General features: G+C 34.3%; 12 protein-coding genes. 7 read left to right on the forward strand and 5 right to left on the reverse strand.

The features are described from left to right. On the forward strand, positions 1–2330 hold a 2330-nt coding region (locus ACKVOD_RS09990; protein ID WP_409209327.1), incomplete at its 5' end, for a class I tRNA ligase family protein. Positions 2331–2409: 79 nt separating this feature from the next. Further along, entirely contained in the window at positions 2410–3102 is a 693-nt protein-coding gene (locus ACKVOD_RS09995; RefSeq protein ID WP_409209328.1) for a zinc metallopeptidase, read from the forward strand. Positions 3103–3179: 77 nt separating this feature from the next. Here ACKVOD_RS09995 and ACKVOD_RS10000 read toward each other — a convergent pair whose 3' ends face one another. Together ACKVOD_RS10000 and pckA are read right to left on the reverse strand one after the other, a co-directional pair. Beyond that, entirely contained in the window at positions 3180–5480 is a 2301-nt protein-coding gene (locus tag ACKVOD_RS10000; protein WP_409209329.1) for an NADP-dependent malic enzyme, read from the reverse strand. A 184-nt stretch (positions 5481–5664) separates the two neighbouring features. Then, on the reverse strand, positions 5665–7290 hold the full coding sequence (gene pckA / locus ACKVOD_RS10005) for a phosphoenolpyruvate carboxykinase (ATP) (protein WP_409209330.1): 1626 nt from the start codon (positions 7288–7290) through the stop codon (positions 5665–5667). A gap of 166 nt (positions 7291–7456) precedes the next feature. Between pckA and ACKVOD_RS10010 the strand changes: the two genes are divergently transcribed. After that, positions 7457–7654: a hypothetical protein gene (locus tag ACKVOD_RS10010; protein ID WP_409209331.1), complete on the forward strand. Its 198-nt coding sequence runs from the start codon at positions 7457–7459 to the stop codon at positions 7652–7654. A 93-nt stretch (positions 7655–7747) separates the two neighbouring features. Here the strand turns inward: ACKVOD_RS10010 and ACKVOD_RS10015 are convergent, their stop codons facing one another. Together ACKVOD_RS10015 and ACKVOD_RS10020 are read right to left on the reverse strand one after the other, a co-directional pair. Then, positions 7748–8497 carry a uroporphyrinogen-III synthase gene (locus ACKVOD_RS10015; protein WP_409209332.1) on the reverse strand — a complete coding sequence of 250 codons (750 nt, stop codon included), beginning with the start codon at positions 8495–8497 and terminating at the stop codon, positions 7748–7750. 14 nt (positions 8498–8511) lie between these two features. Beyond that, positions 8512–9183, reverse strand: a complete 672-nt coding sequence (locus ACKVOD_RS10020; protein WP_409209333.1) for a DUF4271 domain-containing protein — start codon at positions 9181–9183, stop codon at positions 8512–8514. Positions 9184–9288: 105 nt separating this feature from the next. Between ACKVOD_RS10020 and ACKVOD_RS10025 the strand changes: the two genes are divergently transcribed. The 3 genes from ACKVOD_RS10025 to ACKVOD_RS10035 are packed head-to-tail and all read left to right on the forward strand — an operon-like array spanning position 9289 to position 11831. Further along, on the forward strand, positions 9289–10014 hold the full coding sequence (locus ACKVOD_RS10025; RefSeq protein WP_409209334.1) for a polyprenol monophosphomannose synthase: 726 nt from the start codon (positions 9289–9291) through the stop codon (positions 10012–10014). A 16-nt stretch (positions 10015–10030) separates the two neighbouring features. Beyond that, positions 10031–11371 (forward strand): dihydroorotase, encoded by a 1341-nt coding sequence (locus ACKVOD_RS10030; protein ID WP_409209335.1) that lies wholly within the window; start codon positions 10031–10033, stop codon positions 11369–11371. Between the two features lie 10 nt (positions 11372–11381). Continuing rightward, entirely contained in the window at positions 11382–11831 is a 450-nt protein-coding gene (locus ACKVOD_RS10035; protein WP_409209336.1) for a DUF4296 domain-containing protein, read from the forward strand. Here the strand turns inward: ACKVOD_RS10035 and ACKVOD_RS10040 are convergent. Continuing rightward, positions 11826–12827 carry an NAD-dependent epimerase/dehydratase family protein gene (locus ACKVOD_RS10040; RefSeq protein ID WP_409209337.1) on the reverse strand — a complete coding sequence of 334 codons (1002 nt, stop codon included), beginning with the start codon at positions 12825–12827 and terminating at the stop codon, positions 11826–11828. The genes ACKVOD_RS10035 and ACKVOD_RS10040 overlap by 6 nt on opposite strands. A 114-nt stretch (positions 12828–12941) precedes the next feature. On the opposite strand from ACKVOD_RS10040, the gene tyrS reads away from it, so the two are divergent. Further along, on the forward strand, positions 12942–14055 hold a 1114-nt coding region (gene tyrS, locus ACKVOD_RS10045), incomplete at its 3' end, for a tyrosine--tRNA ligase (protein ID WP_409209338.1).

The following is a 14055-nucleotide window of genomic DNA, read 5'->3' on the forward strand; positions in this document are numbered from 1 at the left end:
GCAAGAAAATGACCCAATGGAGCATGCGAATTTCAGCCTATGCAGAACGTTTATTGCAAGGTTTAGACACTATTGATTGGAGCGAAAGCATTAAAGAAAGTCAGCGGAATTGGATTGGAAAGAGTGTTGGAGCGATGGTATCCTTTCAAGTCAAAAGTCAAAAGTCAAAAGTCAAAAGTGAGCAAAATTATATTGATGTATTTACAACGCGTCCCGACACCATTTTCGGAGTTACCTTTATGACCTTGGCACCAGAGCATCCTTTGGTTCAGGAAATAACCACTTCGGAGAATTTAGAGAAAATAAACGAATATATTTTTGCATCCTCAAAACGTTCTGAACGCGAAAGAATGGCCGATGTAAAAACCATTTCGGGAGTTTTTACAGGAGCTTATGCCGAGCATCCGTTTACCAAGGAAGCCATTCCGGTTTGGATTGGCGATTATGTTCTAGCGGGTTACGGAACTGGCGCCGTTATGGCGGTTCCTTGTGGCGACGAAAGAGATTATGCTTTCGCCAATTTCTTTAAAGGCAATCCCGAAACGTCGGGAGGAATGCCGGAAATCAAGAATATTTTTAGCCCCCTAACCCCCAAAGGGGGAACCGTGGAGCCTGAAAATTTAATGGAAAATGAACCTTTCACAGCAAAAGAGGGATTTGTGTTGAAAAATTCTGATTTCTTGAATGGATTAGGATACAAAGAAGCGACCAAGAAAGTCATTTCGGAACTCGAGAAAATAGGTCAAGGAAATGGCAAAATCAATTACCGTTTGCGTGATGCCGTTTTCTCTCGCCAAAGATATTGGGGCGAACCGTTTCCAGTATATTACGTCAATGGCTTACCACAAATGATCGATGCAAAACATTTGCCAATCGTATTGCCGGAAGTAGAGAAATATTTACCAACCGAAGACGGATTACCACCTTTAGGGAATGCAACGGTTTGGGCTTGGGATAGTGTTCAGTGTTCAGTTGTAAGTGTTCAGTTAATTGACAACAAAACGATATTTCCACTTGAATTGAACACAATGCCAGGTTGGGCGGGAAGTTCCTGGTATTGGATGCGGTATATGGATGCACACAATGACGGAGAATTTGCCAGCAAAGACGCCTTGAAATATTGGGAAAGCGTGGATTTATACATTGGCGGAAGCGAACACGCCACCGGTCACTTATTGTATTCCCGTTTTTGGAACAAATTCTTGAAAGACAAAGGTTTTGCACCCACAGAAGAACCCTTCAAAAAACTTATTAATCAGGGAATGATTTTGGGAATGAGTGCGTTTGTTTATAGATTAAGAGTAGTCAGTGAAAAGTTTGATTACTTTACCAATTTTTTTATAACAAAAAGCAAAGTCGATAAATTGCAAAAGGGTGAATTAGATATTAATGAAGTATTTAGTTCAGCAATTGAAGATTTTGAAAAATTAAACGTTGATAAAACACAGTTTTTTAGAGCAATACCAACTGCTACCCACGTTGATGTTTCAATGGTAAATTCTTCTGATGAGTTGGATATTGAAAAATTCAAATCTTGGAGAGAAGATTACAAAGATGCGATCTTCATCACCGAAGATAACGGAAAATACATTGTAGGTCGCGAAATCGAAAAAATGTCGAAATCCAAATACAATGTGGTTACGCCAGATGATATTTGCAACGAATATGGAGCCGATACCTTGCGTTTGTACGAAATGTTTTTAGGTCCATTGGAACAAGCTAAGCCTTGGAACACGGCAGGAATTTCGGGAGTTTTTGGGTTCCTTAAAAAATTATGGCGTTTGTACCATTCTGGACCAAATGATTCGTTTTATGTTTCTGACTCCCCTCCTTCGGAGGGGTTGGGGGAGGCTTTAAAAACATTACACAAAACCATCAAAAAAGTGGCGGAAGATATTGAAGGTTTCTCTTTCAATACCTCGGTGTCGCAGTTTATGATTTGCGTGAATGAATTGACCGCTCAAAATTGCCATTCTCGTGCGATTTTGGAACCATTAGCCATTTTGATTTCGCCATATGCACCCCACATTGCTGAGGAATTGTGGTTAAAATTGAAAGATTTAAAAATTGAAGCATTAAAAGATTACAAAGGAATTTCACAAGAGCCATTTCCAGTTTTTGAAGAAAAATATTTGGTAGAATCTGAAAAAGAATATCCAGTTTCTTTCAACGGAAAAATGCGTTTTACTATCAAATTGCCTTTGGATTTATCCAAGGAACAAATTGAGCAAATCATCATGAAAGACGAAAGAACAATAAAACAGTTGGATGGAAAAACACCCAACAAAGTGATTATAGTTCCAGGAAAAATTATTAATTTAGTAGGGTAAAATGCCAAATTGACACCTAAAAAATTGGCGTAAAATTTGATGAAGTTTTGTTGTAAAAATTAATTTAAAAATAAATAATATGTTAGGATTTAGTTTACCATCAATGATTTTAATGGGCGGTATCATGCTAGCAAGTTGGTTAGTGAGCTCAAGGTTAAAAAGTAAGTTTGAAAAATATTCGAAATTGCATTTGCAAAACGGAATGTCTGGACAAGAAATTGCCGAAAAAATGCTTGCTGATCACGGAATTCGGGATGTAAGAGTGATTTCGGTAGCAGGACAATTAACAGATCATTACAATCCAGCAGACAAAACAGTTAATCTGAGCGAAGCGGTTTTCAATCAGCGAAACGCTGCTGCTGCTGCTGTTGCAGCTCACGAATGTGGTCACGCGGTACAACATGCCACTGCTTACAATTGGTTAACGATGCGTTCTCAATTGGTGCCTATTGTAAATGTTGCCTCCAGTTATATGCAATGGATTTTATTGGGTGGAATATTAATGCTTAATTCTTTTCCACAATTGTTATTAATAGGAATTGTAATTTTTGCAGCCACTACTTTGTTTAGTATTGTAACGTTGCCTGTTGAATATGATGCAAGTAATCGCGCTCTAGCTTGGTTAGAAAATAAGCGAATGTTGACGCAACAAGAACAAGAAGGAGCAAAAGACGCTTTGAAATGGGCTGCTAGAACCTATGTAGTAGCTGCTTTAGGATCAATCGCTACATTGTTATATTATATTTCCATTTATATGGGAAGAAGAGAATAATACACTTATAGTATAAATATAAAATCCGCTTTAATTCACAAGATTAAAGCGGTTTTTTTTGTTTTAAAAAACTAAAATTAAATCTTTGCTTTTGATTTATTTTTTTTCCTTTTCTCTCTTTCCTGAACATCGATTACAGTTATAGCAGTCATATTCACGATTTCGTTTACACTTGCTCCTAACTGAACAATATGCACCGCTTTGCTAAGTCCCATCATTATTGGCCCAATCGATTCGGATTTGTGGAGTTCTTTCAAAAGTTTATAGGTAATATTTCCGGATTCTAGATTTGGAAAAATTAAAGTATTTACCTTTTTCCCTGCCAGTTTAGAAAAAGGGAATTTACTTTGTAACAGTTCAGTGTTTAATGCAAAATCAGATTGTAATTCACCATCGACTACTAGACTAGGATTATTAGCGTGTAATAGTGCCACAGCATCTCTAACTTTGGCAGCATTAGCATGTGCAGAAGAACCAAAATTAGAATACGAAAGCATAGCCATAATAGGTTCAAATCCTAATGTTGTGGCAACATTGGCTGTCATTTGCGCAATATCGGCTAATTCTTCTGATGTGGGGTTAATATTTATAGCGGTATCTGCTAAAAAAAGAGGTCCTCTATCAGTAGTCATAATGTTTACAGTGGCTACTTTTTTTACATTATGAGCCTTACCAATCAATTCAAAAATGGGTTTGGCTACAGTAGGGTAGGCTCTTGTGTAACCTGATATCATTCCATCTACATCACCTTCGGTTACCATCATAGCGCCATAGTAATTGCGTTCTCTCATTTTAGATTGAGCACCATAATAAGTGACACCACTTCGTTTTCGGTTTTCCCAATATTTTGTAGCATATTGGTCTCTTTTGGCTTTAGTTTCTTTTGATTTTGGGTCTATTATTAAAACGTCTGCATCGAATTCAATTTCTTTTTTTAATTCTAATATTGTCTCTTTGTGACCTAATAAAACAGGAATTGCGATACCTTCATCAAAAACTATTTGTGCAGCTTTCAGAACATCTAAATGATCTGCTTCGGCAAAAACAATTTTTTTAGGATTTAGTTTCGCCCTGTTATGCAACATTCTAACTATTTTATTGTCATTTCCAGAACGAAGTAATAACTCTTCTTTATACTTATCCCAATCTTTGATAGGCATTTTTGCAACACCACTTGCTACTGCTGCTTTAGCAACAGCTATAGGTATTGACGAGATTAATCTCGGGTCAAATGGTTTTGGAATAATATAATCCTTACCAAAAGCAAGTCGAGTCTCCCCATAAGCAATATTTACTTGTTCAGGAACAGATTCTCTCGTCAAATCGGCCAATGCTTTGACAGCCGCCATTTTCATTTCTTCATTAATTTTAGTGGCTCTTACATCGAGAGCGCCTCTAAAAATAAACGGAAAACCTAAAACATTGTTCACCTGATTCGGAAAATCAGATCTTCCCGTTGCCATAATTATATCTTTTCGGGTACGAATGGCTAAATTATAATCAATCTCTGGGTCAGGATTTGCCATAGCAAAAACAATAGGGTCTTTTGCCATAGAAAGTAACATTTCAGGACTCACCAAATCGGCTACGGATAAACCAATAAAAACATCGGCATCGACCATAGCTTCATCTAAAGTATCTATCTTTCTATCGGTAGCAAATTCTAATTTTTCTGAAGATAAATTATCTCTGTCACTTCTAATAACACCTTTACTATCAATCATCACAATGTTTTTGGCAGATGCGCCAAAAGCTTTGTACAATTTAGTACAAGATATTGCTGCCGCACCTGCACCACTAATAACGATGCGTACTTCTTCGATTTTTTTCTTGGTAATTTCTAAAGCATTTAATAAGGCTGCCGCCGATATGATTGCTGTTCCGTGCTGATCATCATGCATTACCGGAATATCCAATTCTTCTTTTAATCGTCTCTCAATTTCAAAGGCTTCGGGAGCTTTGATATCTTCGAGATTGATTCCGCCAAAAGTAGGCGCCATAATCTTGACAGTTTCAATAAACTTGTCAACGTCTTTAGTGTCCAATTCAATATCAATACTATCAATATCTGCAAAAATCTTAAACAATAATGATTTCCCTTCCATTACGGGTTTTGAAGCCTCAGGACCTATATCTCCCAATCCTAAAACAGCAGTGCCATTGGTAATAACCGCAACTAAATTCCCCTTAGAAGTGTATTTGTACACATCATCTTTATTAGCTGCAATTGCCAAACAAGGTTCGGCAACACCAGGAGAATAGGCAAGTCCTAAATCTCTTTGGGTGGCATAAGGTTTAGTCGGAACAATTTTAATTTTTCCGGGTTGTGGATATTCGTGGTAATTTAAAGCCTCAATTCTTAATTTTTCGTTACTCATGATTTTGTAATACTTTAATAATTTTGTTTTTTTCGATAGACTAAATTAAATCTAAAGTTTTGAAATAAGATAAAATCCAAAGCAAACACAAGGATTGTTGTGATTAATTTTAATTTTTAAAAGTAAAAAATCTACCTTAGATTGCAACATTTAAATTACTATATATTTTATTGTATTTTAAACATTAAGCTTCAACGGTATTTAGTTCTAAAGATGGACCTGCACTAACTAGGCGTTTTCCTTCCTCGGTATTGGTGTACTGTTCAAAGTTTTTGATATAGCGAGAAGCTAAATCTTTAGCTTTTCTAACCCATTCTTCTTTGTTTTTATAAGTATCTCTTGGGTCAAGAATTTCACTGCTTACGTTGGACAAAGATTTAGGTGTCGTTAGATTGAGATAAGGAATTATTTTGGTTTCTTTTTTATCTATTTCGCCGCTAATAATGGCATCGATAATGGCTCTAGTGTTTTTTAAAGAAATTCGCTTCCCAGTTCCGTTCCAGCCCGTATTTACCAAATATGCTTTTGCACCATGTTCTTTCATTTTTCCAATTAAAGTTTTAGAATACATGGTTGGGTGTAACGTTAAGAATGCCTCCCCAAACGCAGGAGAAAAGGATGGTTCTGGTTCTGTAATTCCTCTTTCAGTCCCTGCTAATTTTGATGTATATCCGCAAAGAAAATGGTATTGCGCTTGATTTTCATTTAAAATGGAAACTGGTGGTAAAACCCCAAATGCATCAGCTGAAAGATAAATTATTTTGCTGGCATGTCCTGATTTTGAGGGTAAAATAATTTTATTGATATGATATATTGGGTAGGACACTCTAGAGTTTTCGGTTATAGAGTGGTCGGTATAATCAATTTCGCCATATTCGTTTACAATGACATTTTCTAACAAAGCATCTCTTTTTATAGCTTTCCAAATTTCTGGTTCTTTGTCTTCGCTTAGGTCAATTACTTTTGCATAACAGCCCCCTTCAAAGTTGAAAACCCCTTTTTCATCCCAGCCATGTTCGTCATCACCAATTAAATATCTTTTTGGATCTGCTGATAGTGTTGTTTTTCCAGTACCTGATAGACCAAAAAATATAGCTACAACTCCATCTTCGCCAACATTAGCTGAACAGTGCATAGAAGCAATTCCTCGAAGTGGTAAATAATAATTCATCATGGCAAACATTCCTTTTTTCATTTCACCACCATACCATGTTCCTCCTATGATTTGTATTTTTTCAGTGAGGTTAAATAATACAAAATTTTCAGAATTTAAACCTTGTTCTTCCCAGTTGGGATTTGTGGCTTTTGAACCATTCATGACTATGAAATCAGGTTTTCCAAAACTTTCTAATTCATAGGTTGAAGGTCTGATAAACATATTGGTCACAAAATGAGCTTGCCAAGCAACCTCCATTACAAAACGAACTTTTAATCTTGTGTTTATGTTTGTGCCGCAAAAAGCGTCTACCACATATATTTTTTTAGAAGTAGAAAGCTGTTCTAATACTAAAGATTTTAGATCATTCCATATTTCAACAGTAGTAGAAAAATTTACTTTTTTATCCCAATAAATAGTGTCTTTGGTCACGTCGTCTTTAACAATATAGCGATCTTTTGGAGAACGTCCTGTAAAAACACCTGTTTTTACAGCCACACAACCAGTATCTGTGACAGCTCCTTTTTCATATCCTTTTCTAAAATGCGAAACTTCGGCTTGGTACATATCTTCATAGGAAGGATTATACGAAACATCGTGATAGCCAGTAATTCCTAAATCATGTAACTCCTGAATAATTTTAATATTTTTCATATTGTTTTAACTATTAATAATGATTGTGTTTTTGTTCATGTATATTTAAAACAAATAATTTGTGTGTTTATTCTTAATGTTTTTTAAGCAAAATTAATCAACTATAACGATTTCGTGAAATTATTTAGGATTTTTTTGTGATAAAAAAACCACCAATAAAAAGTTGATGGTTTTTAACCCAATTCATAGCGCTTCCGTGGCATTTATGTTGCCCATTTTCACTCCGCCAAATGCTATTCTCTTGGCTACTGGTCAAATAAAAATGAAAGAGATGCTTTTACCAGGACTTATATTAGTAGTAATTTCGGGATTGGTCATTAGTTTCGCCATGTTGTATTGGGGAAGTTATGTTTTTGTAATATGATCAATCTAAAATCACCAACTATTTTTTAGTACAATAACATAAAAAAATCCATTCGTTTAGGAATGGATTTTCGTGATAATCTATGCTTTAGGGTTATTTTGCTTTATTAGCTTCGGCAATGTACTTTTCTAATGCCATGGTCATTGAGGGTGTTTCGGGAGTTGGAGCAAGAATATCAATTCTTAAACCATTTTCTAGCGCTTCTTTTTGAGTAGTGCTTCCAAAAACAGCTATTCTAGTATTGTTTTGTTCAAAACTCGGAAAATTCATAAACAAGGATTTTATTCCTGTAGGACTGAAAAAAGCTAAAACATCATAATAGACATCGGCTAAATCAGATAAATCACTCATGACAGTTTTATAAAATACCGCTTGAGTCCAGTCTACTTTTAGGTTGTTTAAGGTAATTGGAGCATCAGCATTCAATTGATCGGATGCAGGAAGCAAGAATTTTTCGTCTTTATACTTCTTAATCAAAGGAGATAAGTCAGCAAAATCTTTTGAACCAACGTAAATTTTACGTTTTCGGTATACCACATATTTCTGGAGATAAAATGCGATAGCTTCTGATTGACAAAAATACTTGAGCCCTTCAGGAACTTTATAACGCATTTCATCAGCAACTCTGAAGAAATGATCTGCCGCATTTTTGCTTGTTAAAATAATTGCTGTGAAATTATTTAAATCAATTTTTTGAAGTCTAATTTCTTTAGCGCTTACACCTTCTACATGTATAAAAGGGCGAAAATCAATTTTAACTTTATGTTTTTGTTGAAGCTCAAAATAAGGAGAATTTTCCACTTTGGGCTCAGGCTGTGACACCAAAATTGTTTTCACTTTCATAATACTAATATTTTCTAAACTATTCTTTTTGTAAACCAATAGTACATGAAATAATACGGAGCTATTTCAAGAGCGCAAAGATATAAAATAAAATAAAAAAACTTACTGAATATTAAACTTTGATAATTTTTTATAGAAACAAAGTATATTAAAGTGTTTATAATCAATATTAAACCCAAAATAAATAGGGGAATATTACTTGATAAATCGTCGTAATAAAACAAAACAGCATTAATGGGCAATAAAAATAATCCGATATAAGTTCGATAAATTACTTTTTGTAAGTTAAACTGCTCGATAAATTCGTCAATATTAAACGCTGTTGCTATAATTTTTTCAATAAGAAATTTTGCAAGAACAAAATACATCAAAAAAGTAATGATTTGTATATATAGTACAAAGTCTGTTTTAGAAGCTAATCCAAAAGCACTTAGCGAAATTTGAATTAGAAATGAAAAAGATATGATTTGAATTAGAAATAATGCTATTGTAAAGCCACTTTTAAGGTGGCTACCATCTTTATAAATATTGTTGTATTTATCAGAGTAAATTAATTTTGTAAAATCGGCAAATCGGTTTTCAAAAACGGATTTAGTAAATGCAATTGTAGCAAAAGACAACACAAAAATAAGTGTTGCCCAATCTTTATTTTCAATTATCCTTGGATGAAGAATGTTATCAATCATTGTGACGCGAAATTAATGATTTTTTATTTCATTGCTTTTTATTATACTATTATTATGAATCAAATCGTATAAAAAGTTTACTTTTGCGTTGAAATTACTCGAAAAATGACTGATTGTATTGTTATAATTCCAACCTATAACGAAATTGAGAATATTGAAAGCATTATTAGGGCTGTATTATCACAGCATAAACCTTTTCATGTGCTTGTTATCGACGACAATTCACCCGATCATACTGCAGATAAAGTTGTCCAATTACAAGCGGAATTTCCAGAGAAATTATTTTTAGAAAAAAGAAATGGAAAACAAGGTCTAGGAACTGCTTATGTTCATGGATTTAAATGGGCTTTACAACTGAATTATAATTTTATTTTTGAAATGGATGCCGATTTTTCTCATAATCCAAACGATTTAGAAAAACTGTATAACGCTTGTCATATGGGCGGGGCAGATTTAGCAATAGGATCTCGTTATGTAACAGGTGTGAATGTTGTAAATTGGCCACTGAGCAGGGTGTTAATGTCTTATTTTGCCTCGGTTTACGTGCGTTTCATTACCGGAATGCAAATACATGATGCCACTGCAGGATTTATTTGTTATAGAAGAGAAGTTTTAGAAAAAATAAATTTAGAAAAAATAAAATTTGTTGGATATGCATTTCAAATCGAAATGAAATATCGAACATTTTGTAAAAATTTCACAATAGTTGAAGTGCCAATAATATTTACTGATCGGACCAAAGGTCAATCAAAAATGAGCAGTGCCATATTTAAGGAGGCGGTTCTTGGTGTTATTACACTTCGATTAAAAATGTTAGTCAATACTTTATAATTAAAGAAAAGATAAAATGAACAGGATTTTAATAAAGAATGCCAAAATAGTAAATGAAGGGACTATTTTTGAAGGTGATGTTTTGATTGAAAACGACTTGATTGTAGAAATTTCCGACAGTATTAGCGCTAAGTCTTCTAATTGTAAAATTATTGATGCCGAAGGGAATTATTTAATGCCCGGCGCCATTGATGATCAAGTGCATTTTAGAGAGCCAGGACTGACACACAAAGGCGACATTGAATCAGAGTCACGAGCCGCTGTTGCAGGTGGAATAACTTCTTTTATTGAGCAACCTAACACGGTTCCAAATGCTGTTACCCAAGAATTATTAGAACAAAAATATCAAATAGCGGCCAAGACTTCCTATGCCAATTATTCCTTTATGATGGGGGGAACCAATGATAATTTAGAAGAAATTCTTAAAACAAATCCAAAAAATGTAGCAGGGTTAAAATTATTTCTTGGCTCTTCAACAGGCGATATGCTTGTGGATAGTACAGAGTCATTAGAAAAAATATTTTCTAGCACACAATTATTAATTGCTGTTCATAGTGAAGATGAAACTACTGTAAAAGAGAATTTAGAAAAATATAAATTGCAGTTTGGGGATGATATACCGGTTAAATTTCATCCGGAAATTAGAAGTGTAGAAGCATGTTATAAATCAACAGTTAAAATTATTGATCTAGCAAAACGAACTGGAGCGAGACTGCATGTTTTTCATATTTCGACCGCTAAAGAATTGGATTTATTTACTAATAAAATCCCATTAGAAGACAAAAGAATAACTGCCGAAGTTTGTATTCATCATTTGTGGTTTTCGGATGAAGATTATGAGACAAAAGGAAATTTGATTAAGTGGAATCCTGCTGTAAAAACTGCTAATGATAGAAAAGCGCTTTGGGAAGCTTTGAATGATGGTCGTATAGATGTTGTTGCCACAGATCATGCGCCGCACACTCTTGAAGAGAAAAGTCAGTTGTATTCAAAAGCACCTTCTGGAGGGCCTCTTGTTCAACACGCTATTGTTGCCATGTTTGAAGCTTATCATCAAGGAAAAATTAGCATTGAAAAAATAGTCGAAAAAATGTGCCATAATCCAGCTAAAATTTTTAAAATTGAAAACCGTGGTTTTGTAAAAGTGGGTTATTTTGCAGACTTAGTTATTGTAAATCCAGGATTGCCATGGAGTGTGAAAAAAGAAAACATTTTGGCCAAATGTGGTTGGTCGCCATTTGAAGGCTTCACGTTTAAATCTAGAATTACTCATACTTTTGTAAACGGTCAACTAGTCTATTCTGCTTTCAAAGTAAAAGATATTCGAGCAGGAAAAAGACTCTTGTTTAATAGATAAATAATCGTTAATGTATAAAGGAATATTTTTTGCTTTTCTTGTTTCATTCGTATTTAGCTGTCAAAAACCAGCAGTAGAAAAACCAGTCAACCTTATCGATAAAGAGGTAATGGTCGATATTATGTATGACTTATCCCTTTTAGAAGCAATTAAATATCAAGATTCAAGTCCATTAAAGGAAAAAAAAATTACACCCTATCAATTCATTAATTATAAATACCAAGTTGACAGCACAAGGTTTGTGAAAAGCAATATGTATTATGCTTCTGATTATAAGGTCTACAAAAAATTATTTGATGAGATTAACGCTCGTTTAGATAAAAATAAGTCTTTAATGGAAATCAATATAAAAAAGGAAAAAGAAAAGACTGAAATTTTAAAAAAAGCAAAGAAAAAGCTAAAAGAAAAAAAAGCAGCTGACTCTATTGCCAAAATTAAGAATATTAAAAAAGATTTATAGTGCTGAAATTTTCTTAATGTAACCATGAATAGCTATACATTCAAAACCTAGAGCGGATTTTAATTTTTTATTAGAATACAAGTTTTTACCATAGGAAGCCATAACAATACTTCGATTTAATTTCCTTTTTCTTCCAAAAACAGTAGCTATTAACCAATCTATCTTGTAGGCTATGTTTATCAAAAACGGATTGGCATGAATATAAGGTCTTTTTACTTGCAATGCGTCAGCTATAGTATCAAGCAACTCTTTAAAAACGATATTCTGACCAACAAGAATAAAACGTTCATTCGAGATTTCGGTTTTCATTAAATGAATCATTATTTGAATTACATCATCAACCGCAATAAAACCAGTTGTTCCTTTAGAATAAAAAGGGAATCCATTAGTCACTTTTTCAAAAAGCAGTCCGCTTCCTTGATTCCAATCTCGAAGCTTTACAAAAGGGCCGATTATAACTCCAGGATTTAAAACAATAGTTTCAAGACCCTCTTGTTGACCACGCCAAATTTCCATTTCGGCTCCATACTTAGAAATAGCATAGTCGCTGTGGTGGAGTTCAGGATTCCATTCGCTTTCTTCTGAAATTTGGTTTTCGTTTTCTTTCACATCGCCCAAAGCCGCAATCGAACTCACATGACATAATTTTTTAATACCATATCCAAGGCAAAAATTAACCACATTGGCTGTGCCTTCGATGTTTATTTTTCGGATTTGTTTTTCGTCTTTTGGGTCAAATGAAATTAAAGCGGCACAATGGTAAACATATTCTATGTTTTTAAAAGCAACTTCTAAAGAAGGAACGTCGGTAATGTCTGCCTGAATCCATTCTATTTTTTCGAAAAGGGATTCTTTTTTATAAAGCCTAAAAATAGACTTTGTTTTCTCCATCGAAGCTGTTGTTCTATAAATAGCACGAACACACACGTTGTTTTCTAACAACTGCAATGCTAAATGCGAACCCACTAATCCTGTTACTCCTGTTACTAAAACCATAAAAGCAAAATTACGAATTACGCATTATGAATTATGAATTATTTTCTCAAATTTCCGAATAAACAAATTTCCGAATCCACATTAAATTTTATCTTTGTCGAAATTTATTTTTAGATGAAAAATATTATTGCAGAATTACAATGGCGCGGATTGGTTCATGATATTATGCCAGGAACCGAAGAACAACTTTTGAAAGAAATGACCACAACTTATATTGGTTTTGATCCTACGTCAGATTCCTTGCATATCGGTAGTTTAGTACCTATAATTCTTTTGGTTCATTTAGGCCACTTTGGCCACAAACCCATCGCATTAGTAGGTGGTGCAACAGGTATGATAGGTGATCCTTCAGGTAAATCTGATGAAAGAAATTTATTAGACGAAGCTACATTAAACCATAATGTAGCGGGTATTAAAAAAGTACTTTCTCGTTTTTTAGATTTTAATTCTAATGAAGATAACGCACCAATTCTAGTCAATAATTACGATTGGATGAAGGATTTGTCTTTTATCAATTTTGCTCGAGATGTAGGCAAACGTATCACGGTAAATTATATGATGGCTAAGGATTCTGTTAAAAAACGTTTGACAGGGGAAGGCGAAGGCATGTCATTTACGGAGTTTACGTACCAATTAATACAAGGATACGACTTTTATCATTTGCACAAAGAATACAATTGCTTGCTGCAAATGGGCGGATCAGATCAATGGGGAAATATCACCACAGGAACCGAATTAGTTCGAAGAATGAATGTTGGCTTTGATGCCAAAGCCTTTGCTATGACCTGTCCGTTAATCACTAAAGCTGATGGTTCTAAATTTGGAAAATCCGAAGGGGGAAATGTATGGTTAACAGCCGATAAAACATCGGTTTATAAATTTTACCAGTTTTGGTTAAATACTACCGATGTTGATGCAGAAAAATACATTAAGATTTTTACTTTTTTGACTAAAGGACAAATAGACGGTTTAATAGAAGAACATAAAATTGCGCCACATTTAAGAGTTTTACAAAGAAAACTAGCCGAAGAATTAACCGTTTTTGTTCACTCCAAAGAAGATTTGGAAAAAGCAATAAAAGCCTCAACTATTCTTTTTGGAAACGCCACAGCCGATGATTTGAAACAACTGGACGAAGCTACTTTTTTGGATGTTTTTGATGGCGTTCCTCAAGCTGAACCATTGATGTGGGATATACATTGGGTCAGTATGAGTCGCATTGTTCAGT

It is taken from the genome of Flavobacterium sp. (genome assembly GCF_046155325.1).
GTDB lineage: Bacteria > Bacteroidota > Bacteroidia > Flavobacteriales > Flavobacteriaceae > Flavobacterium.